Origin of the sequence: Streptomyces sp. NPDC127068, assembly GCF_042724695.1 — a bacterium.
In the GTDB taxonomy this organism is placed as follows: Bacteria; Actinomycetota; Actinomycetes; order Streptomycetales; family Streptomycetaceae; genus Streptomyces.
The window spans coordinates 1-19,787 of record NZ_JBHXEN010000076.1 but is presented as its reverse complement, the minus strand read 5'-3'; the positions used below and the strand labels follow the sequence as shown (position 1 = coordinate 19,787).

The 19,787-nt window shown below is 71.6% G+C and carries 21 protein-coding genes; 13 read left to right on the top strand and 8 right to left on the bottom strand.

Translation table 11 applies throughout. The features are described from left to right. Positions 1-6 precede the first annotated feature (6 nt). Genes ACFWIA_RS32410 through mnhG form a run of 3 tightly spaced genes read left to right on the top strand, consistent with a single transcriptional unit; the run spans position 7 to position 1,294 of the window. A complete protein-coding gene (locus ACFWIA_RS32410; protein ID WP_387010832.1) occupies positions 7-612 on the top strand; it encodes a Na+/H+ antiporter subunit E in 606 nt (201 codons plus the stop codon). Further along, complete coding sequence (locus ACFWIA_RS32405; RefSeq protein ID WP_385493809.1) at positions 609-926, top strand: monovalent cation/H+ antiporter complex subunit F; 318 nt, start codon at positions 609-611, stop codon at positions 924-926. Before ACFWIA_RS32410 ends, ACFWIA_RS32405 begins: the two co-directional genes overlap by 4 nt. Further along, entirely contained in the window at positions 923-1,294 is a 372-nt protein-coding gene (gene mnhG / locus ACFWIA_RS32400; RefSeq protein WP_387010831.1) for a monovalent cation/H(+) antiporter subunit G, read from the top strand. Before ACFWIA_RS32405 ends, mnhG begins: the two co-directional genes overlap by 4 nt. 43 nt (positions 1,295-1,337) lie before the next feature. Here the strand turns inward: mnhG and ACFWIA_RS32395 are convergent, their stop codons facing one another. From ACFWIA_RS32395 to ACFWIA_RS32385, 3 genes are all read right to left on the bottom strand, one after another. Then, on the bottom strand, positions 1,338-1,910 hold the full coding sequence (locus ACFWIA_RS32395) for an NADPH-dependent FMN reductase (RefSeq protein WP_387010830.1): 573 nt from the start codon (positions 1,908-1,910) through the stop codon (positions 1,338-1,340). A 107-nt stretch (positions 1,911-2,017) separates the two neighbouring features. Further along, complete coding sequence (locus ACFWIA_RS32390; RefSeq protein ID WP_387010829.1) at positions 2,018-2,515, bottom strand: MarR family winged helix-turn-helix transcriptional regulator; 498 nt, start codon at positions 2,513-2,515, stop codon at positions 2,018-2,020. A 71-nt stretch (positions 2,516-2,586) separates the two neighbouring features. Continuing rightward, on the bottom strand, positions 2,587-4,047 hold the full coding sequence (locus ACFWIA_RS32385) for an aldehyde dehydrogenase family protein (RefSeq protein ID WP_387010828.1): 1,461 nt from the start codon (positions 4,045-4,047) through the stop codon (positions 2,587-2,589). Between the two features lie 527 nt (positions 4,048-4,574). Between ACFWIA_RS32385 and ACFWIA_RS32380 the strand changes: the two genes are divergently transcribed. From ACFWIA_RS32380 to ACFWIA_RS32350, 7 genes are all read left to right on the top strand, one after another. Continuing rightward, a complete protein-coding gene (locus tag ACFWIA_RS32380) occupies positions 4,575-5,750 on the top strand; it encodes an NAD(P)-dependent alcohol dehydrogenase (RefSeq protein WP_387010827.1) in 1,176 nt (391 codons plus the stop codon). A gap of 101 nt (positions 5,751-5,851) precedes the next feature. Then, positions 5,852-6,922: an MBL fold metallo-hydrolase gene (locus ACFWIA_RS32375; protein WP_387010826.1), complete on the top strand. Its 1,071-nt coding sequence runs from the start codon at positions 5,852-5,854 to the stop codon at positions 6,920-6,922. Between the two features lie 102 nt (positions 6,923-7,024). After that, positions 7,025-7,537, top strand: a complete 513-nt coding sequence (locus tag ACFWIA_RS32370; protein WP_387010825.1) for a MarR family winged helix-turn-helix transcriptional regulator — start codon at positions 7,025-7,027, stop codon at positions 7,535-7,537. Positions 7,538-7,609: 72 nt separating this feature from the next. Then, positions 7,610-8,251 (top strand): hemerythrin domain-containing protein, encoded by a 642-nt coding sequence (locus ACFWIA_RS32365; protein WP_387010824.1) that lies wholly within the window; start codon positions 7,610-7,612, stop codon positions 8,249-8,251. A 117-nt stretch (positions 8,252-8,368) separates the two neighbouring features. Further along, on the top strand, positions 8,369-9,439 hold the full coding sequence (locus ACFWIA_RS32360) for an LLM class flavin-dependent oxidoreductase (RefSeq protein WP_387010823.1): 1,071 nt from the start codon (positions 8,369-8,371) through the stop codon (positions 9,437-9,439). Next, positions 9,436-10,023 carry an NAD(P)H-dependent oxidoreductase gene (locus ACFWIA_RS32355; RefSeq protein WP_387010822.1) on the top strand — a complete coding sequence of 196 codons (588 nt, stop codon included), beginning with the start codon at positions 9,436-9,438 and terminating at the stop codon, positions 10,021-10,023. Before ACFWIA_RS32360 ends, ACFWIA_RS32355 begins: the two co-directional genes overlap by 4 nt. An 86-nt stretch (positions 10,024-10,109) precedes the next feature. Then, a complete protein-coding gene (locus ACFWIA_RS32350) occupies positions 10,110-11,180 on the top strand; it encodes an ABC transporter permease (RefSeq protein ID WP_387010821.1) in 1,071 nt (356 codons plus the stop codon). A 46-nt stretch (positions 11,181-11,226) separates the two neighbouring features. Here ACFWIA_RS32350 and ACFWIA_RS32345 read toward each other — a convergent pair whose 3' ends face one another. Beyond that, positions 11,227-11,847 carry an L-threonylcarbamoyladenylate synthase gene (locus ACFWIA_RS32345; protein ID WP_387010820.1) on the bottom strand — a complete coding sequence of 207 codons (621 nt, stop codon included), beginning with the start codon at positions 11,845-11,847 and terminating at the stop codon, positions 11,227-11,229. Positions 11,848-12,003: 156 nt separating this feature from the next. Between ACFWIA_RS32345 and ACFWIA_RS32340 the strand changes: the two genes are divergently transcribed. Continuing rightward, positions 12,004-12,477 carry a GNAT family N-acetyltransferase gene (locus ACFWIA_RS32340; protein WP_387010819.1) on the top strand — a complete coding sequence of 158 codons (474 nt, stop codon included), beginning with the start codon at positions 12,004-12,006 and terminating at the stop codon, positions 12,475-12,477. An 82-nt stretch (positions 12,478-12,559) separates the two neighbouring features. Then, on the top strand, positions 12,560-13,525 hold the full coding sequence (locus ACFWIA_RS32335) for a pirin family protein (protein ID WP_387010818.1): 966 nt from the start codon (positions 12,560-12,562) through the stop codon (positions 13,523-13,525). A gap of 34 nt (positions 13,526-13,559) precedes the next feature. Here ACFWIA_RS32335 and ACFWIA_RS32330 read toward each other — a convergent pair whose 3' ends face one another. Together ACFWIA_RS32330 and ACFWIA_RS32325 are read right to left on the bottom strand one after the other, a co-directional pair. Continuing rightward, positions 13,560-13,898 (bottom strand): thioredoxin family protein, encoded by a 339-nt coding sequence (locus tag ACFWIA_RS32330; RefSeq protein WP_387010817.1) that lies wholly within the window; start codon positions 13,896-13,898, stop codon positions 13,560-13,562. An 81-nt stretch (positions 13,899-13,979) separates the two neighbouring features. After that, on the bottom strand, positions 13,980-15,398 hold the full coding sequence (locus ACFWIA_RS32325; RefSeq protein WP_387010816.1) for a DEAD/DEAH box helicase: 1,419 nt from the start codon (positions 15,396-15,398) through the stop codon (positions 13,980-13,982). A gap of 706 nt (positions 15,399-16,104) precedes the next feature. Between ACFWIA_RS32325 and ACFWIA_RS32320 the strand changes: the two genes are divergently transcribed. Continuing rightward, on the top strand, positions 16,105-17,493 hold the full coding sequence (locus ACFWIA_RS32320; protein WP_387010815.1) for an isopeptide-forming domain-containing fimbrial protein: 1,389 nt from the start codon (positions 16,105-16,107) through the stop codon (positions 17,491-17,493). Positions 17,494-17,637: 144 nt separating this feature from the next. On the opposite strand, the gene ACFWIA_RS32315 is transcribed toward ACFWIA_RS32320, so the two are convergent. After that, positions 17,638-18,972, bottom strand: a complete 1,335-nt coding sequence (locus ACFWIA_RS32315; protein ID WP_387010814.1) for a hypothetical protein — start codon at positions 18,970-18,972, stop codon at positions 17,638-17,640. A gap of 193 nt (positions 18,973-19,165) precedes the next feature. Further along, on the bottom strand, positions 19,166-19,318 hold the full coding sequence (locus ACFWIA_RS32310) for a hypothetical protein (protein ID WP_387010813.1): 153 nt from the start codon (positions 19,316-19,318) through the stop codon (positions 19,166-19,168). Positions 19,319-19,787 lie beyond the last annotated feature (469 nt).

The window sequence follows — 19,787 nt, the reverse complement described above, 5'->3', positions numbered from 1 at the left end:
GTCCCCGTGATCTCGCTCCGGTTCCGCGAACCCGGACTCCCCCCGTACAGCTGTGTGGTGGTGGGCCGCAGGCGTCGGGTGCTCGACCTGCCGTTGATCGCTTGGCTGACCGTGGTCTGGATGCTGTTGTGGGGCACGCTCAGCCTCGCCAACGCCGTCACCGGGGTGGTGGTGGCGGTGACGGTGTGCCTGGTGTTCCCGCTGCCGTTGGTCAACGTCGGGCTGCGGCTGCATCCGGTGGGCATCGCCCGGCTGACGGTCCGGCTGTTGTGGGAGATGTACACGGCCGGTCTGAAGGTCTCCCACCAGATGCTCGACAACCGGCCCTTCCGGGCGGCCGTCCTCGCCGTCCCGTTGCGTTGCCGCAGTGATCTCATGCTCACCGCCACGGCGCTGGCCGTCTCCAACGTGCCCGACGGCTCCGTGGTCGAGGTGCACCGTTCGCAGGCCACCCTGTTCGTGCACGTGCTGGAGGCGGACGACCCGGCCACGCCGGAGCGGGCGCGCCGGGCCGTCTGGCACATGGAGGAACTCGTGGTGCGGGCGTTCGGCGACCGGACGGAGATCGCCCGGGTGCGGCAGCCCCCTCCGCAGCTGAGGGGTGCGCGGTGAGCGCGGCGCAGACGGTCGACCGGGTCCTGTTGGTGGCCGCCGCGGTGATGATCCTGCTCGCCGGGGCCCTGGTGCTGTACCGGGTGTGGCGGGGGCCGTCGATGCTGGACCGGGCGATGTCGCTCGATGTGTGCGCGGCGCTGATGATCGCGGGGATCGCGGTGCGGTCGGCGCTGACCCGGGACGCCTTCTACTTCCCGGTGATGCTGGTGCTGGCCTTCCTGGGGTTCACCGGTTCGGTGGGGATCGCCCGGTTCATCGCCGTGCGGGACCGGGCGCCGGACCTGCCCCGGGCCGGGGAGGAGGGGCGATGAGTTCATGGGCCCAACTCGCCGATACCACGGGGGCGGTGTTGCTGTTCCTCGGCGCCGCGGTCAGTCTGCTCGGTGCCATCGGCATGGTGCGGATGCCCGACGTACTCTCCCGCAGCCATGCGGCGACCAACCCGCAGTCGCTCGGGATGTTGCTCGTGCTGATGGGCGTGGCGCTGCGGCTGCGCAGCGGCATCGACCTCGGCACGCTGGGGCTGGTCGGCTTCTTCCAGTTGCTGACCGGGCCGGTGGCCGCCCATCTGGTCGCCCGGGTCGCCTACCGCACGGGGTACGCGGGGCGCGAGGGCCTCGTCTTCGACGAGTTGGACGAACAGCTCAGCTCGCCGCCGCCGGGCGGCGAGAAGGGATGAACGGGGCCGCGGTGCGGGCGGCCCCGTCCTCGGGTGCTCCGGTTCACTCCCCCTTGGTCCGCAGCGGGGCGAGCGCGGAGCTCCAGGCGATCACCTGGTCCAGCATCGCGTGGACGGCGTCAGTCTGGAGGGGCTGCGGCGCCAGGGTGGTGAAGTTCTCGAAGTCGTTGAACAGGGAGAGCATCACCTGGTTGCGGACGGTGGCCACCTGGACCTCGGCCATGATGTGTCGCAGGTGCTCGATGGCGCGGGAGCCGCCGGCGCTGCCGTAGCCGACGAATCCGGCGGCCTTGTTGTTCCACTCGGTGTAGAGGAAGTCGATGGCGTTCTTCAGCACGGCCGAGGTGGAGTGGTTGTACTCGGGGGTGACGAAGACGTACCCGTCGTAGCCGTCGACGGTGGCCGCCCACTGCTTGGTGTGCTCGTTCTCGTACTGCTGGAGCGACGGGGGCAGCGCTTCGTCGAGGAAGGGCAACGAGACGTCACGGAGGTCGACGAGGTCGAAGGCGGCGTCGTCACGGGTGCTGGCGATCTGGTGCACCCACTCGGCGACGGATCCGCCGACCCGACCGGGACGGGTGGCGCCGATGATGATGGCGATCTTGGGCTTGGGCATGGGATTCCTTCGGGAACGTCAGGGACTCGGATGGTTCGGAGGGGGTGGGGGGAGCAACGGTGTTGCGATGGCCGGTGGGGCACGGGGGACGTCCGTGGTCGTGGTGGTCACACCGGGGCCCGTTCGTGGTCGGCGTGCGGCGTGCCGTGCGCCGTGAGGTGGTGCTGCAACTGTTCGCTGATCGCTTGTAGTTGTCGCAGCTGTTCGTCGCTGAGGTGGTCCAGCAGCCGGGTGCGCGCACAGGCCGCGTGCCAGGGGGCGGCGTCCTCCAGGGCCCGTAGCCCGGCCGGGGTGAGGTGCGCCAGATGGACGCGCCCGTCGGCCGGGCTGGCGAGGCGCTCGACCCGACCCTGTTGTTCCAGTCGGTCCACGAGGTGGGTGAGCCTGCTGGTGGAGACGCCGGTGCGGCGCGCCAGAGCGGTCATCGGGAGGCTGTGTCCGGGCGCGTCCGAGAGCCAGGCGAGGACCTCGTAGTGGATCTGGGACACGTCACTCTCGCGGCGCAGTTCCCTGCCGAGTTGCTCGGACAGCAGGCGCGCGGCGGAGAGGAAGGCCCGCATGGTCCGCTGTGCGGTGAGGTCGGACCCGGCGGGTGCTGTGGACATGACGTGCCTCCTTCGGAGCGGGGCGGGGACGGCGCCGGGGTGCGGTGCCCTCGGCGGGGGCCCCGCACGGGTCAGGCGGCGCGGGGAGCGGGGTGCACGATGTGTTTGATCTCCTGGAACTCCTCCAGGGCCCGTTCGCCGTTGAGGCGGCCGACTCCGCTCTGCTTGAAGCCGCCCTCCTCCATCTGGTCGACGATGACGGCCCAGGTGTTGGACCACACCGTGCCCGCCTCCAGTTCGCGGGCGACCCGCAGCGGCCGGTCCGCGTCACGGCTCCAGACGCTGGCGGCGAGGCCGAACTCGGTGGCGTTGGCGCGGGCGATCGCGTCGGCCTCGTCGTCGAAGACCTCGAAGGTGGCGACCGGACCGAACACTTCCTGCTGGACGATGGGCCGGTCGACGTCCTGGACCTCCACGAGGCTGGGTCGGACGAACGCGCCCCGGGCGAGCGGACCCTCGGTGATCCGGCCGCCCCGCACCAGGACCTCGGCGTACTCGGCGGCGTCCGCGACCACCCGGTCGACGCGGTCGGCATTGGCCAGGTCGACGAGCGGGCCCATCTCGCTGGCGGGGTCGGTGCCCGGCCCGACCCGGACGGCCTCCAGTGCCGCCGACAGTCGGCTGCGCAGGGCGTCCGCGACGCCGCGCTGCACCAGGATGCGACTGCCGGTCATGCAGAACTGGCCGGTGAAGGTGGTGATGGCCTTGGTGAGGACGGGCACGGCGGCGTCCAGGTCGGCGTCGTCGAAGACGATCATCGGGGTCTTCCCGCCGAGTTCCAGGGACATGCCCTTCAGCGAGGCGGAGGCGTCGGCCATGATGGCGCGCCCGACCCGGGTGCTGCCGGTGTAGCTGATCACGTCCACGCCCGGGTCCGCGACGAGGTGGCGGGCGCCGGCGCTGCCGGACTCGGTGAACGCGTTGAACACCCCGGGAGGCAGGGCCGTGGTGGCCGCGACGATCTCGTACAGCAGGTGGTTCGTCAACGCGGTCTGGGCCGGCAGCTTGAGCACCACGGTAGCGCCCGCTGCGAGGGCCGGCGCGAAGGAGCGCACGGAGAGGATGACCGGTGAGTTCCAGGGGGCGATCACGCCGGCTACCCCGACGGGCTGGCGCAGGGTCATGGAGTACAGGCCGGGCTTGACCTCCGCGGCGCGCCCCGACTCCGTCAGGGCCAGCGCCCCGTAGTAGCGGATCTTGGAAATGGTGAGGTCGACCTCCAGCGCCGCTTCGGCGGGGATCTTCCCGTTCTCCCGGGAGAGCAGGGCGACGAGTTCGTCGCGGCGCTCGGCCATGCGGTCGGACATCTCGAAGAGGGCCCGTGCGCGCAGGTCCCGGTCGCGGGCCCAGTCGCCGGTGCGGAAAGCGCGCCGGGCCGCGTCGACGGCGGCCTTCGCCTCGTCGGTGCCGCCGTCCGCGTAGGTGCCGAGGACCTCGCCGGTGGCCGGGTCGAGGGATTCACCGACGGTGGTGGAGTCCGTCCAGACGCCGTCGATCAGGTTACGGGCGTGGGCGGTGTTCTGGGTGGTCATCTGGTTACTCCTGGTGTGCAAGCGAGGGCGGTGCCTCGGCGGCTGCTCCGGGGACTCGGGAGCCGTGGGGCGCTTCGGCGCCGATCGCGGTGGCCCGGGGTGCGCGCCCCGGAAGGCGGAGAGACGGTGGAGTGGACGAGCCGGCGGGCCCGGTCGTCGCGATGTGTCGGCCGAGCCGCGGGTACGCGTGTCCCGGGAGGTCCACGAGCACCGCCAGCCGGGAGAGTAGTTCGTTACGCAACCAACTGTAAAGGGGTCAGCGCTCAACCGGAGGCAAGTATTCCCATGGATCCAAGGGCGACGGACAGAGCCCGAACGACCCGCTTGACCCTTGACCAAAGACGTGCTTATTCTTCGTTGCACAACGAACTACATGGGGTCGGATTCCGGCACCGAGAGACGCACAGCCGCCCGCTGCCGCACTGTCCCCGGCCCCCATTCCAGCCGCTTCGGCGGCCCGTGGATCACCGCCCCCGCCCGTGGCCGAAGGCCCGCCCGGGGAGCGCATCCGGTTGGGAGAATCGATCATGGCGGCAGCATCAGGCGGCCCCGCCCCGCACGCACCCGACGCCCCGCACTCCCCCACCACCCCCGTCAGGGCGGCGGTCGTCACGGAGCAGGGCGGAGCCTTCGTCTTCGAGGACCTCGTACTCGACACCGACCTGCGTCCCGACGAGGTCCTCGTCAGGGTCGTGGCGACCGGCGTCTGCCAGACCGACGTGCACGTACGGGACCAGGCACTGCCCGTGCCGCTCCCGGCCGTACTCGGTCACGAGGGCGCCGGCGTCGTGGAGCGGGTGGGCGACGGGGTCACCTCCGTCGCACCGGGTGACCACGTGGTCATGTCGTACCAGTCCTGCGGTCGGTGCACGCCGTGCCTGAGCGGGAACCCCGCCTACTGCGCGGTCTCCTTCCCCGCGAACTTCGGCGGCTCCCGGCTCGACGGCACCAACGCACTGCACCGCGGCCCGAACGCGAGCGGCGAGGAGGTGCACGGCCACTTCTTCGGCCAGTCCTCCTTCGCCACCCTCTCCCTGGCCACCGAGCGCAACGTGGTCAAGGTGCCCGACGACATCCCGCTGGACCTGCTCGCGCCGCTCGGCTGCGGGCTCCAGACCGGGGCGGGCGCCGTCCTGAACTCCCTGGCCGTGCCGGCCGGCGCCTCGGTCGTGGTCATCGGAACCGGAACCGTCGGCCTCGCCGCCGTGATGGCCGCCCGCGTCGCGGGAGCGGCACCGATCATCGCGGTGGACATCGTGCCGGAACGCCTGGACCTCGCACGGGAACTCGGCGCCACGCACACCGTCAACGCCAAGGACGAGGACACCGCCGCCCGGATCGCCGCGATCACCGACGGCGGCGCCGACTACGTCCTGGAGATCACCGCGCGCCCCGAGATGCTGACCCTGGCGGTCGACGCGCTCGCCCCCCTGGGCACCGCCGCGCTCATCGGCGGAGCGCCCGCGGGCGCCCACGCCCCGGTGAACATGAACGCGCTGCTCGGCGGCCGGACCGTCCGGGGCATCGCGCAGGGCGACTCGATCCCCCAGCTGTTCGTCCCGCAGCTGATCGACCTCTACCGCGCCGGACGCTTCCCCTTCGACCGGCTCCTCACGCACTACGGCTTCGACGAGATCAACGAGGCCGTCACGGACACGCGGACCGGGGCAGCGATCAAGCCCGTGCTGCGCATCGGGGCCTAGTCCCCACCCCTCGATCAGGAACGGCGGCGCCGACCGCGCCACCGCCGCGTCGCTTCCGGTCCCCCCGGGCCGGATACGGAACCAGAGCAAGGACACGCACCATGAACGACCAGCAGAAGCCCGGCACCCCGACCGACCGTCACCAGCTGGGCGCGGCCGGCATGCCGCTCAACACGCTCGCCGACTACCGCCCCATCCCCGCGGACGGGTACGGCGCGCTGTTCCTCCCCGGCCGGCTCACCAAGGGCTACCACGTCGAGGAGATCAACGACGGCGCGTACTACGTGACGTCGGGCGCGTACGACACGATGTTCGTCCGCACCGGCAACGGGGTCGTCGTGGTCGACGCCCCGCCGCTCCTCGGGGAGAACCTGAACCGCGCGATCGCCGAGGTCACCGACGAGCCGGTCACCCACCTGATCTACAGCCACTGGCACTCCGACCACATCGGGGCCGCGGGCATCTTCGCCGACGCCAAGCCCAAGGTCATCGCGCACGACTACACCCGCGAGATGATCGAGCGCTGGCCCGACCTCGGCGGCGAGCAGGGCATACCCGTTCCCACCGAGACGATCACCAGCAGCGACAGCCTCGTCGTCAACGGCGTCCGCTTCGACCTCGACTACCACGGCGTGAACCACACCCCCGGCAACATCTTCATCTACGCGCCCCAGCAGAAGGCGCTGGCCGCGATCGACATCATCAGTCCCGGATGGAGCGCCTTCAAGCACTGCGACGCCTCGGAGAACATCCGTGGCTGGGCCGAGGCCCACGACTGGATCCTGCAGTACGACTTCAAGGGCGTCGTCTCGGGCCACGTCAACCGGTACGGCACCCCCGAGGACGCCAAGGCGTCGCGGGACTACACCAACGACATCATCGAGTTCTCCAAGGAGGCCCTCGACCACGGGCAGGAGCTGGAGTACATCGAGCGCCTCGGATTCAGCAACGCCTGGGTGCTCTGGGAGAACTACTTCAACGAGATGACCAACTACGTCACCAAGAAGACCCTGGAGAAGGTCACCGACAACGGTCAGACCTGGGCCCAGCGGCTCGCCGGTGCGGACGTCATGACCAAGTACCACGCCTACTCGGTCCTGGAGGCCCTGCGGCTGGAGTACGGCATGGTCTCCGGCTTCGAGAAGCTGATCCTGCCGCAGCCCCGCGCCTGACCCCGGATGGTGACCGGACGGCCCGGCGGCACCCTCAGCCGGGCCGTCCCCCACGTGGCCCCGCCTATCATTCGTCGTGGAACACACCAGCTGGGAGGGGCCATGAGCCTGAACACCGAGACCGGGTCAGCGGAGCGCGCCGGCGCCCCCGCCTCGCCCTCGCGCCCGCTCAACCCCACGGAGCGCGCCGTCTGGCTGGGCCTGCTCTCCACCCACCTGCGCCTGCTGCGCACCCTGGACGCGGAGCTGGTCGCGGCCGAACGGCTGCCGATGTCCTCCTTCGAGGTCCTGCTGACCCTGGCCGAGTCCCCCGAGGGGCGGCTGCGGATGAAGGACATCGCCGCTTCCCTGCTGATCAGTCGCAGCGGTCTCACCCGCATCGTCGACGACCTGGAACGCCAGGGCCTGGTCGTACGGGAGAAGTGCCCCACCGATGCGCGCGGCTTCGACGCCGTCCTCACCGAAGGCGGCAAGAAGGCGTACCGGCGGGCGCGGAAGGTGCATCTCACCAACCTCCGGCGCGAGTTCCTCGACCGGCTCAGCGAGGAACAGTTGGCCTCCCTCGCGGACATCTGGCGCACCCTCGGCTTCGACGACGGTGCCGACGCCTGCTGAGCCGTCCCCACCCGCGCGCCCCCCGACGCCCCCCAGGAGCCGGGCGCGCGCCGCAGACGACAAGGCACACCCATGACCGACTCCGACCCCGGCGCGCGTTCCGGCACGCCCGCCGTCCCGCTCGTTGCGGCACCCGTGGCGCCGCCGCCCCCTGACCCGGCCGGACCCGTCGACCTGCTGGACGAGTCGACCCGTCCCAGGGCGCCCAAGCACCCGGCTCCGGCACCACCCGTGCCCGGTGGCACCGGCACCCGGCTGAAGCTCATCCACCAGGGCCTCCGCCGCGAGATGCGCCGCATCCGGGACGCCGTACAGGAGGTCGCGGCCGGCCGGCTGGACGCCGCCGACGCGCGGTCCGAGATCAACCGGCTCGGCCTGACCCGCAACTACCGGACGCTGGGCGCCTTCTGCACGGCGTACAGCCGCACCCTCACCCTGCACCACACCATCGAGGACCAGTTCATGTTCCCCGAGCTACGGGAACGACAGGCGTCCCTCGGGCCCGTGGTCGAGCGGCTGGAGCAGGAGCACGAGGTCATCGCCGAGACCTTGGCACGACTCGACGCGGCCCTGGTCGCCCTGGTCCACGGTGGGGGTGGACCGGACGAGGTGGAACGCCTCACCGCCGTCCTCGACCGCACGCTCTCCTCCCACCTCGGCTACGAGGAGGACGAGCTGCTGGAGCCGCTGGACCGGCTCGGCATCCACGTCTGACCCCGGGCGCTCGCGTCGGACCCGCCCCGACCTGGCGGAATACTTCCACACACTCTCCATGTTGTTCGTTGCGCAACTAACGATCTAACCGGACCTGACCAGCGGAGAGAACCTCTCATGGCTTTTGAACTCGGCATCTACCACTTCGGTGAGCTGACGCCCGACCCCGTGACGGGTCAGCCGCCCGCCCCCGGGCCCCGGCTGCGGGAACTCGTCGAACAGGCGAAGACCGCCGACGAGGCGGGCCTGGACGTCTTCGCGGTCGGCGAGCACCACCGCACCGACTTCGTGGTCTCCTCCCCCGCCGTCGTCCTGGCGGCGATGGCGGAGAACACCCGCTCCATCAAGCTCTCCAGCGCGGTCACCGTGCTCAGCTCCGACGACCCGGTCCGGGTGTTCCAGCAGTTCGCGACCCTCGACCTGCTGTCCGGCGGGCGTGCCGAGATCATCGCCGGACGCGGCTCCTACATCGAGTCCTTCCCCGTCTTCGGCTACGACCTGAGCGAGTACTCCGAACTGTTCGCACAGAAGCTGGACCTCCTGCTCAAGCTGCGCGAGGAGAACCCCGTCACCTGGCGGGGCGCGCTGCGACCGGCGCTGGTGGACGCCGACATCACTCCGCGTCCGGACCGCGAGCTGCCCGTCTGGGTGGCCGTCGGCGGCACCCCCGCCTCGGTGGTCCGTGCCGGACGGCTCGGCCTCCCGCTGTCGCTGGCGATCATCGGCGGTAGCTACCGACAGTTCGCCCCGTTCGTCGAGCTGTACCGGTCGGCGGCGGCGCAGGCCGGACACGACCCGGACGTGCTCAAGGTGTCGGTGAACTCCCCGGGTTTCGTCGCCCGCACCCACCAGGAGGCGATCGAGGTGTCGCACCCGTACTTCCAGGCGGGCTGGATGGCCAACCACCACCAGCGCGGCCAGGGCGTCCCGATGCCGAAGCCGGCCTACGAGGCACAGGCCACCGAAGCCGGGGCCTTCTTCCTGGGCAGCGCACAGGAGGTCATCGACAAGATCATGGCGCAGTACGCACTCTTCCGGCACGACCGGATGATGATCCAGCTGGGCTTCGGCAACCTGCCGCAGCGCGAGGCCCTCCGGTCCATCGAACTGCTCGGCTCCGAGGTGGCACCCGTCGTCCGCAAGGAGATCGCCGCCCTCGCGGCGTCCGGGACGAAGGTGGCGTCATGAGCCGCCCCCTGCGGGTGACCGCCGTGGTCGGCACCCTCAGTTCACCGTCGAAGACCACGGCCCTGGTCGAACTGATCCTCCGGACGCTGGAGGCACGGACCGACACCGAAAGCCGACTCGTCGAACTGCACGCCCTCGGTCCGGCGTTCGCCACCACCGTGGAACGGGACGGGCTCGGCGCGGATGCCGAAGACGCACTGCGCGCAGTGGAGGAAGCCGATCTCGTCATCGCGGCGACCCCCGTCTTCCGCGGCTCGTACACCGGGCTGTTCAAGCACTTCTTCGACCTGGTGGACCCCTACGGACTCGCCGCCACACCGGTGCTGCTCGCCGCGACCGGCGGCAGCGACCGCCACGCGCTGGTCATCGAGCACGCCATGCGGCCCCTGTTCGGCTTCCTCCAGGCGTGGACCGCGCCGGCCGGCATCTACCTCAGCGCCGGTGACTTCGACGGCACGACGATCCTCAACCCCGAGGTCTACGAGCGCATCGAGATGGCCGTGGGCGACGTGGTGCCCGTGGCCCGGGCGCTCGCCGAGGCAAAGACCGCGAGACCAGCGAAGACCGCGCAGGCACCGGGCTGACCGAGGGCCGCTCGGCCCTACGGAACAGCCCCTCGGCGGCCGGGCACGCCCGCGCGGCCGGCCACTCCACCTGAGGAACGGACAGCATGCCCGACACACCGCCCAGCGCGCTCCGCACGGAGGAGCGCCCCCCGCCCGCCGTGCCGCCCCGGCCGGAACGGCGCACCCTCGCCCGCCGGGCGGGCAGCGCCGCGCGGCCGGTGCTGCTGCCGGTGACCGTCGCCGTGGCCATCGGCGCCATCTTCATCAGCGTCTACCTCTCCGCCTTCCACGCCCCGGTGGCCCGCGACCTGCCGGTGGCCGTCGTCGGTACCGCGGCGACGGCCCAGCAGATCGCGGACCGGATGCCGGACCCGCCGTCGGACACCTTCCGCGTGGCGGCGGTCGCGGACCGGCAGGCGGCCCGGGACGCCGTCGAGCACGGCGAGGTGTTCGCCGCGTACGTACCCGGCCCCGGCGGTGCGGAACTGCTCCACGCGGGGGCGCACGGACCGGCGGTCACCACGCTGGTGACCACCGGACTGGGGCAACTCGCCGAGGAGGACGGTCAGCGGCTGGAGGTGACCGATGTCGTTCCCGCCTCACCGCAGGACACCCGTGGCCTCGCGGTCTTCTACACGACCTTCGGACTGGTCCTGGCCGGGTACCTGTTCGGGATCATGACCTACCAACTCGCCCCGGGGGTGTCCATGCGGCGGCGGCTGGCCGGACTCGCGGCGTTCGGGATCGTCGGGGGCTTGGCCGTGGCCTTCGTCGTCTCGGCGTTCGGTGCGCTGCCCGCCCCGTTCGCCGGGGTCGCCGCGCTGGTGGCGCTCGTCGCCATGGCGGTCGGCGCCGCCACCATGCTGTTGGTGCGGGCGCTCGGCGTGTTGGGGTCGAGTGCCGCCGCCGTCGTCTTCATGACGGTCGGCAACGCGACCAGCGGAGGCAGTCTGCCCGCCGAGTTCCTGCCCTCGTGGCTCGCGCCGTTCTCCGAGGTGCTTCCGGTGGGCGTGGGGGTGCGGGCCGTCAACGGGCTCGCCTACTTCCACGGCGACGGCGTGCTCGTCGGCGCCCTCGTCCTCGCCGGTTGGACGGCGGCCGGGGTCGGCGGGCTGCTCCTCCTCGAACGGATCGGGCTGCGGCTCCCGCTGCCCGGTGTCCCCCGGCCGTCCTGACGGGTGGGCGGCCCGGTCGTGACGGGGCCCACCCCCTCCGACCGGGTCAGGCGAAACGGTCGGGGTCGCCGGCACCCAGTCGGACGATCTCGGGCTCGCCGTCCGAGAAGTCGACGACCGTCGTCGGCTCGGTCCCGCAGTCCCCCGAGTCCACCACCACGTCCAGGACGTGTTCGAGGCGTTCCTTGATCTCCCAGCCCTGGGTCAGCGGCTCCTCCTCCCCCGGCAGGAGCAGGGTGCTGGACAGCAGCGGCTCCCCGAGGTCGGCGAGCAGGGCCTGGGTGACCGCGTGATCCGGGATGCGGACCCCGACCGTCTTCTTCTTGGGGTGCAGCAGTTGGCGCGGCACCTCCTTCGTGGCCGGCAGGATGAAGGTGTACCGGCCGGGCGTCGCCGCCTTGACGGCACGGAACACATTGTTGTCGATGTGCACGAACTGCCCCAACTGGGCGAAGTTCTGACACACGAGGGTGAAGTGGTGCCGGTCGTCGAGCTGCCGGATGGACCGGATCCGGGCGAGGCCCTCACGGTTGCCCACCTGGCAGCCCAGCGCGTAGCAGGAGTCCGTGGGGTACGCGATCAGCGCACCGGACCGGATGCTGTCGGTCACCGTGCTGATCATGCGCCGCTGGGGGTTCTCGGGGTGCACGTCGAAGTACTTCGCCATCCGGCGAGTTTACGGCCCGGCGGGATGCTCCACTGACCGGCCGGGCCGGTACTCCCGGCTGCATCGGGCCCGGGGCGAGGGGGCGGCGGCCCGCGTCCGGCGGCACCCGCAGGAAATCCCCTGCGCCGCTGACGGTGCATCAGCGAGACTCGCCCCATGTCCTCCCACTTCACCGTGCGCCCGGCTCGCCCCGCCGACGCCGGCCCGCTGGCCGCACTGCGTTGGGCGTTCAAGCACGAAGACCACGAAGGACGGCGCCCCGCTCCGGTCGGCCCACCGGAGGAGGCCGTGCAGTGGATCCGCGACCGGCTCGACCACGGCACCTGGCTGGCCTGGGTCGCCGAGTCGGACGGCGAGGTCTTCGGCCAGGTGTTCCTCCACCTGGTCGAGAAGGTGCCGGAGCCGTACGGCGACAACGCCCCCCTGGGCTATGTGACGAACTTCTACGTCACGCCCTCGCGGCGCAACGGGGGAGCCGGCTCGGCGCTCCTCACCGCCGTGGCCCGGTACGCACGCAGCGCCCCGCTCGACACCCTGGTCGTCTGGCCGTCGGAGCGGAGCGACCCCCTCTACCGGCGGCACGGATTCCGACCCCCGGCGGAACTCCTCGAACTGCCGCTCGACGCCTGAGCGGCGTCCCGGCTCCTTCGGTCCCCGCGGACCGGGCCGGGGCACCGGTCCCCGTTCGCGCCGCTCCGCTAAGTTGTCCGACATGAGCAACCTTGACCGCGCACCGGAACCCGCGCTCTGTGGAGGCCGGGGATTCGTCGTCGCCGAACCCGTTCGCGAACTGCTGAGCCCGCGTCGCGTACAGCTCGGCGAGTCCACCGAGGTCCGACGGCTCCTGCCCAACCTCGGCCGGCGCATGATCGGCGCCTGGGCCTTCGTCGACCACTACGGCCCCGACGACATCGCGGACGAGCCGGGCATGCAGGTGCCCCCGCATCCGCACATGGGGCTCCAGACCGTGAGCTGGCTGCACCAGGGCGAAGTGCTGCACCGCGACAGCACCGGAAGCCTCCAGACGATCCGGCCGCGCGAGCTGGGCCTGATGACCTCCGGTCGGGCGATCAGCCACTCGGAGGAGTCACCGAAGTCCCACGCCCGTTTCCTGCACGGCGCGCAGCTCTGGGTGGCGCTCCCCGACAGTGACCGCCATGTGGAGCCGCACTTCGAGCACCACAGCGCGCTTCCCACGGTCACGGCCCCCGGTCTGACGGCGACCGTGATCCTGGGCGACCTCGACGGCTCCCGCTCACCGGGCACGACGTACACCCCGATCGTGGGCGCCGACCTCGCGCTCGCGGCCGGGGCCGATGTGCGGTTGCCGCTGGTGCCCGACTTCGAGTACGGCGTGTTGGCCATGTCGGGGGAGGTCCGGGTCGACGGTGTCCCCGTGCTCCCCGGTTCGATGCTCTACCTGGGCTGCGGCCGGTCCGAGCTGCCGCTGCGCGCGGAGTCCGACGCGGGCCTGATGCTCCTCGGCGGAGAGCCGTTCGCCGAGGAGTTGATCATGTGGTGGAACTTCGTCGGACGAAGCAACGAGGAGATCGTACAGGCGCGCCGGGACTGGGCGGACGGCACGCGCTTCGGTGAGGTGAAGGGGTACGACGGTGCGCCGCTGCCCTCCCCCGCACTCCCGCCGGGGCAGCTGAAGAAGCGGGGGCGCACGGGCTGACCTGGTGTTTCTCGCCAGCCAGCAGGTGGCCTGCTCACAGGTGGTCGTCCAGGAACTCCCCGAGCGCGGCCCCGGTCATCGGGCCGCTCCCGGCCGTGGTCGCCTCGCCCCGATCGATCAGCACGAAGGAGGGCGCTCCGGTGACGCCGTACCGCCGTACCGGGCCGGGGCACCTGGCGATGTCGGCCCGCACGACGATCAGCCGCCCCTGGTATGCGTCGGCCACCTCCCGCACCAGGGGCTCCATCTCCTTGCACGCTGCCACGGCCTTGGGCCACACGCCGTGGAAGTACGCGAGCACCGGGACGTCCGCCCGCGCCAGGATGAACGCGAATTCGGCGTCCTCCTGGGGTTGATGGACCCTGTCTGCCATCGGCACTCCTTGACGTGCACTCGACGTGAGGCAGTGGGTTGCCTCCTGGTGTCCGCTGACCGCGGCGGCGCGCACCGCCCGTCAGTGGGCCTTGCGCACCCGGCCGGCCTTGCGGGCCTCCGCCAGCATGCGCGCCTCCGCGGCCTTCCGGGATTCCTTCGGCGGGCGGCCCGCGTGGGTGCCCAGACCCCGGAACGCCGCGTTGCCGGTCTTTGCCTTGTCCTGCACCGGCGGGCGCTTCGCGCCGGTGAGGGTGGTCAGCCTCTCCTCGCCGGAGCGAACCTGGGTAACCGTGGGCCGGATGCCGGCATCCGCCATCATCCGGTTCACGTCCCGGCGCTGGCCGGGCGTGACCAGTGTGACCACGCGGCCGGACTCGCCGGCGCGCGCGGTGCGCCCGCCGCGGTGGAGGTAGTCCTTGGGTTCGGCGGGCGGATCGACGTTGACGACGAGGTCCAGGTGCTCGACGTGGATGCCACGGGCAGCGACGTTGGTGGCCACCAGCACCGTGATCGCGCCGTCCTTGAACCGGGCCAGCGTGTGCGTGCGCTGCGGCTGCGACTTCCCGCTGTGCAGAGCACCCGCGGTGATGCCGCTGCTCCGCAGATGGCGGGTGAACTGATCCACGGCGTGCTTGGTGTCCAGGAACATCAGCACCCGTCCGTCCCGGGCCGCGATCTCGGTGGCTGTCGCGTACTTGTCGGCAGGATGGACGTGCAGCACGTGGTGCTCCATCGTCGCGACCGAACCCTCCGCCCGGTCGACCGTGGCGAGCACCGGCTCACTCAGATGGTGCCTGACCAGTTGATCGACGTTGCGGTCGAGCGTCGCGGAGAACAGCATCCGCTGCCCGCCGCGGGGAACCAGGTCCAGGGTCTGCGAGACCTGTGGCAGGAAGCCCATGTCGCACATCTGGTCCGCCTCGTCCAGCACCGCGATCCGTACCCGGTCCAGGTGGCAGTCCCGCCGGGCGACGAGATCGGCCAGCCGTCCCGGCGTCGCCACCACGACCTCGGCACCCGCCCGGAGCGCCGCCGCCTGCCGGTTGATCGCCAGCCCGCCCACCACGGTCACCGACCGTAGTCCGAGCGCCTCCGCATAGGGAGCCAGCACCTCGCTCACCTGCTGCGCGAGTTCCCTCGTCGGCACCAGGACCAGCGCGAGAGGGCGCTTCGGTTCGGCGCGATGGCCCGCCGTGCGGGCGAGGAGCGCCAGCCCGAAGGCGAGGGTCTTCCCCGATCCGGTCCGCGCGCGGCCCAGGACGTCCCGGCCGGCCAGCGCGCTGGGCAGGACGGCCGCCTGGATCGGGAACGGATCCCGTACCCCGAGCTCCGCCAGCACCCTCATCAGCTCGACCGGCAGCTCCAGCTCCGCGAAGGACACGGCCGGCGGAAGGCCGGGGGCCGACGTCCCCGGCACGGAGAGCTCGCCCCGCGGGGCCCTCCCCTGGTCGGACCTGCCTGGTCCGGAGCGGCCGGAGGACGGCTGCTTCGCCTTCATGGGGTCCTTCCTCAGTTCGGTGCCCTGAACGGGCCGGGGCCCGTGCCTTGTCCGGCACGGGCCCCGGTTGTCTGCGAGCGTGGCCTCCGACTTTACCAGCGCCGGACTCACGGCCCGTGTCCCGGAAACGCGGGTGGGGTTCCGAGGCTCCGGAGACCGGGCCAGCCGCCCTTCCCACCGGGAGGAACCGCAGCACGGGCCCGGTGTCGTGCGGTGCCGACGGCTCCGGGAGCGGATGTCGGCCCCTGCCCGTGGTGATCACCGTTTCCCTCCGGACCGGCGCCAGCGCACATCGTCGATGGTCACGTACCGCATGTCCGCGTCGGGCCGTGCGCACGTACGTCGAGGTCCCGGGCTCCTCGGCGGGGTGCGCTCCGGAACCGGCTCGGCGTTCGGCAAACCACTCTTTCGAAGGGCGCTCAAGGAGCAGCGCGGGGACGTTTTCGGGCGTTTGAGAGAGGGGCGGCAGTCAGAAGTGCGCTCCCTGTGACGGGGGTGAAGCACGAAGGGAGAAGGCTGTGCGACGGCGTCGGTGAAGCCGTCCGGCAAACCCGGTGCGGGCGGTTTGGCGAGGAGCCGTCAGCGTCGCTTTTCGTGCCTCTCCGACTGTGCTCTGATCCTCCATCGGTCCCGGCTCCGCCGGGACCGTGCCCGTGGTCCGGCCGTCCGGACGCACCCCAGCAGCGCCGAAACAAGGGGAAGAACTGTGACCACGCCTCCGTCCACTCCGCTCCGGGTCGCCCTGGTCAACGGCGGCTTCGAAGAGCCGGTCCTCAACGCCACCTTCGAGTACCTGCCGGACTCGACCCAGTCGCAGGCCAGGAAGGTCCCCGGCTGGATCACCACCGCGACCGACCATCTGATCGAGCTCTGGCGCTCCGGCCACAACGGCGTCCCGTCCGCCGTGGGCTCCCAATTCGCCGAGCTGAACGCGTATCAGGTGTCCACGCTCTACCAGGATCTGCCGACCACGCCGGGGACCAAGCTCTACTGGCGGCTGTACCACCGGGGGCGGGCGGGCACGGATGTCATGGCACTGGACATCGGCGCGCCGGGGGCCGTGGTCCAGCAGCGGACCTTCAGCGACGGCAACACCGCATGGGGCTTCTACACGGGGACCTACACCGTGCCGGCGGGCCAGACGCTGACCCGGTTCGCCTTCCGATCCGTCTCCTCCGTCGGCGGTGCGACGTCCGGGAACTTCCTGGACGGGGTCTTCTTCGGGACCGCCCCGGTCGTGGTCCTGGAGAAGACCGTCTCCCCGGCGGGGCCGGTGGAGGTCGGCAGCGTCCTCACCTATCGCGTCAAGGCGACGAACACCGGCGGCGACGCGGCCGAGGCCCTCGTCCTGACCGACGCCGTCCCGGCCGGCGCCACCTTCGTGCCCGGCTCGCTGCGCATCGTGGACGGGCCGAACGCCGGCGCGAAGACCGACCAGAGTGGCGACGACCAGGCGAACTTCGACGCCACGGACAACAAGGTGGTCTTCCGGCTCGGCACCGGTGCCTCCGCGACGCAGGGCGGCGCGCTGGCCAACACCGCCGCCCTGCCCGCGGGAACCACGGTGGAGTACAAGGTCACCGTGAACGCCGCGAGCGGCGGCGGGCGGATCGCCAACACGGCCTCGGCCACCTATGAGAACCGTCTCGCGGCGCCCCCGGAACAACTGACCGCCACCTCCAACCAGACGTCCGTCGAAGTCCGCCCGGCAGCCGACCTGACCGTGACCAAGGCCGCCGACGCGACCACCGTCACCGTCGGGCAGACCGTGACCTACCGGATCACCGTCCGCAACACCGGCCCCAACCCGGCGACCGGTGTCACCGTCACCGACCAGCTCCCCGCCTCCCTCGTCTTCCTCTCGGCCGAATCCTCCACCGGGGCCTACGACCCGGCGACCGGTCGATGGGCCGTCGGCGCCCTCGCCCACGGCGCCACCGCCACCCTGACCCTCCGGGCCAAGGCCACCGCCCCCGGCCGGGTCACCCACACCGCCACCGTGACCGGCAGCGAGAGCGACCCCGACCAGGCGGACAACTCCGACAGCGTCATCGTGTGCGTCACCGCCGCGCCCGTCTGCGCCGCGCAGGCATAGGGAGCCGGGGACTCACCTCCTGACGGGGCCGCACCCCCGTGACGGCGCCGCCCGCCCGGGGGCCGCCCCGGGCTCGGGGCGGCCCCCGGTGCCGGGCCGCCGACCACGTCCCGAGTGCCCGCCCCCGCTCACCCGCGCGGCCCGTCAGAGCCGGTGCGTCCGTGTTCCGCCCGTCGCCCAGTGCCAGTTGACGACCGGGCCCCACGCCTTCGCCCACTCCTTCTTCAGCGCAGTGCGCTGTTTCGTGTGGATCCGGAGGGCCTCCGCCACCACCGGACCGAGTTCGGTCAGGTCGTCGGGGATCGGTATGCGCAGCATCAGGTGTTGGGTCCTGTGGACCAGGACGAGTGTGCCGTCCGGTGAGACCTCCATCGGCGTGAACCGGGTCAGCGCCTTGAACTGCTGCTCCTCGGTGGCGAGTCTGGCCCGCAGCGAGCCGTCCGCCGTCCACGCGAACAGGCCGTACCGGTTGAGGTGGAACGCGTGGCCCCGGTGCGGGTCCGCGACCAGGTTGAAGCAGTGCCCGGTGAAGGGGCTGTCCTTCCACGGCTCCATTCCGCCGAGGCCGCCGGTCACCCGGCCGTCGGTGTCGACGAGCAGGAACGCGTGCGGCTGGCCGCGGCTGCCTCCCCGGTAGGTGCGGGCGAAGACCGGCACGACGAACAGCTCGGCGCCGATCGGCGCGGGCCTGCCCATCCGCGACTGGTCCCAGACGTACGAGTTCCCCGTGTCCCGCCGCAGATGGTCGACGAGCGAGTGCGGCCGGTTGCCGAGCCCGACCGGTGCGCCCGCGTAGGTCACGTGGGGCCGCAGGTCGTTCTCTGCGGTCTGGTGCGCCGGGCTGCCGTCGAGGGAGACCAGGGCGCGCACCTCGGGCTTGTGGCCCGTGGCCGGGACGGTTTCGGCGAGACCGACGATGTTGGGGAGGCTGTTGCCGTACCGGTGGGTCCCGTACTCCGTGGCCACACAGAGCAGCCGGCCCGAGGGCATGACGCTCATCGAGGTGACGAACGGGTCGCCCGGCAGCGGTCCTTCGTCGTACGGTCGGTTCGGCATGGACCAGGCGGCCAGGACCGTGTCCAGCCCGGGTGTCAGCACATGGGTGCGGTCCGGTTTGCCGGACAGCGCCACCTTGCCGTCGGGCAGGACGCAGAGGCTCATGTCCTCGGACGACTTCACGGCCGACGGTGTCCCGTCGGGGTGGTCGTGGCAACAGAGCGCCGTGTTCAGCGCGGTGCCGTCGGGCGCGTACCGGGTGAGGATCCCGTACGTGAGCCGCTCCTCGGCGGGGCTCGCGGCGACTTTCCGGAAGCCCGGCCCGGCTCGCCATAGTGTGTACAGGGCGTAGAACTCGCCCGTGGGAGCGGTCCGGACGTCCTCCGCCTCGACACCCCATCCGCTGGTGTAGGGGGCGGCGAGGTCGATCTGGTGTTCGTCGACGAGCTCGGCGGGCAGGGGCAGCGGCAGTGTCTGGACCATGCCCGCATTGTTCACCGCCGCACTGACAGCGGCCGGTGTCACGAGCGCGGGCGCGGACCGGTCCGTACCGCAGCAACGTGCGCCGGGCCGGGCCCGGCTGGCTCACGGTTTCCAACGGAAGAAGCGCGGCCGGACGGGCTGACCCGCGGTTGCGTACCGCGCACCGGCATCGAGGCGGCCCGTGGCACGTCCGTCACGGGCGCCCGTAGTGGTTCACGTAGGTGGCGATCAGCTCCAGCAGCGCGATCGCCCGGTGCCGGTCCTCCCGCTGGGCGCGCAGCGCCGTTTCGGCGGCGCGGAGACGGGCCTGGGCGGACGGGTCACCGTCCACCAGGGCGTCGACCACCGGCTCGGTGAGCAGGTCCAGGCATTCGGTGAGCAGTCGTCGGGTGGCCGGCGACGGCGGGGCCGGGTCCGGAGCCCCGCCCGGTGTACCGCAGGCAGCGCGGGAACACGAGTGGTGGTCTCGGACGACGCGGAGAGGTACGGCAGTGGGAACTCGGCCCCGACGAGCTTGCGGCTGCTCGGGTCGAAGCGAAGGACGTCGGGCGTGTCCCACAGCCGGTGCCCGCTGCCGAACGTGTCCGCGGCGAACCGCTCCCGCTCCTTCACGTCCGCGTGCTGCACGAGGCACAGGGAGTCGCCCGCGAAGCGGGGAGTGACGGAGAGCGGGTCGCCCGTCACCGTGGCACGCCAGCCGTCGTCGAACGACAGGTTCGTGTTCATCGACGCCTCGTCCGATCTGCACTGCGGGGGTCAGGCTGTGGAGCCCTCCGGGGAGTCTGTCACCCACGAGGTCCTCGTGGGTGACAGAC

Bases quoted from the DNA above. Each gene is read 5' to 3' on its own strand.
- mnhG (WP_387010831.1), top strand. From the start codon at position 923: ATGAGTTCATGGGCCCAACTCGCCGATACCACGGGGGCGGTGTTGCTG.
- ACFWIA_RS32395 (WP_387010830.1), bottom strand. From the start codon at position 1,910: ATGCCCAAGCCCAAGATCGCCATCATCATCGGCGCCACCCGTCCCGGT.
- ACFWIA_RS32390 (WP_387010829.1), bottom strand. From the start codon at position 2,515: ATGTCCACAGCACCCGCCGGGTCCGACCTCACCGCACAGCGGACCATG.
- ACFWIA_RS32385 (WP_387010828.1), bottom strand. From the start codon at position 4,047: ATGACCACCCAGAACACCGCCCACGCCCGTAACCTGATCGACGGCGTC.
- ACFWIA_RS32380 (WP_387010827.1), top strand. From the start codon at position 4,575: ATGGCGGCAGCATCAGGCGGCCCCGCCCCGCACGCACCCGACGCCCCG.
- ACFWIA_RS32375 (WP_387010826.1), top strand. From the start codon at position 5,852: ATGAACGACCAGCAGAAGCCCGGCACCCCGACCGACCGTCACCAGCTG.
- ACFWIA_RS32370 (WP_387010825.1), top strand. From the start codon at position 7,025: ATGAGCCTGAACACCGAGACCGGGTCAGCGGAGCGCGCCGGCGCCCCC.
- ACFWIA_RS32365 (WP_387010824.1), top strand. From the start codon at position 7,610: ATGACCGACTCCGACCCCGGCGCGCGTTCCGGCACGCCCGCCGTCCCG.
- ACFWIA_RS32360 (WP_387010823.1), top strand. From the start codon at position 8,369: ATGGCTTTTGAACTCGGCATCTACCACTTCGGTGAGCTGACGCCCGAC.
- ACFWIA_RS32355 (WP_387010822.1), top strand. From the start codon at position 9,436: ATGAGCCGCCCCCTGCGGGTGACCGCCGTGGTCGGCACCCTCAGTTCA.
- ACFWIA_RS32350 (WP_387010821.1), top strand. From the start codon at position 10,110: ATGCCCGACACACCGCCCAGCGCGCTCCGCACGGAGGAGCGCCCCCCG.
- ACFWIA_RS32345 (WP_387010820.1), bottom strand. From the start codon at position 11,847: ATGGCGAAGTACTTCGACGTGCACCCCGAGAACCCCCAGCGGCGCATG.
- ACFWIA_RS32340 (WP_387010819.1), top strand. From the start codon at position 12,004: ATGTCCTCCCACTTCACCGTGCGCCCGGCTCGCCCCGCCGACGCCGGC.
- ACFWIA_RS32335 (WP_387010818.1), top strand. From the start codon at position 12,560: ATGAGCAACCTTGACCGCGCACCGGAACCCGCGCTCTGTGGAGGCCGG.
- ACFWIA_RS32330 (WP_387010817.1), bottom strand. From the start codon at position 13,898: ATGGCAGACAGGGTCCATCAACCCCAGGAGGACGCCGAATTCGCGTTC.
- ACFWIA_RS32325 (WP_387010816.1), bottom strand. From the start codon at position 15,398: ATGAAGGCGAAGCAGCCGTCCTCCGGCCGCTCCGGACCAGGCAGGTCC.
- ACFWIA_RS32315 (WP_387010814.1), bottom strand. From the start codon at position 18,972: ATGGTCCAGACACTGCCGCTGCCCCTGCCCGCCGAGCTCGTCGACGAA.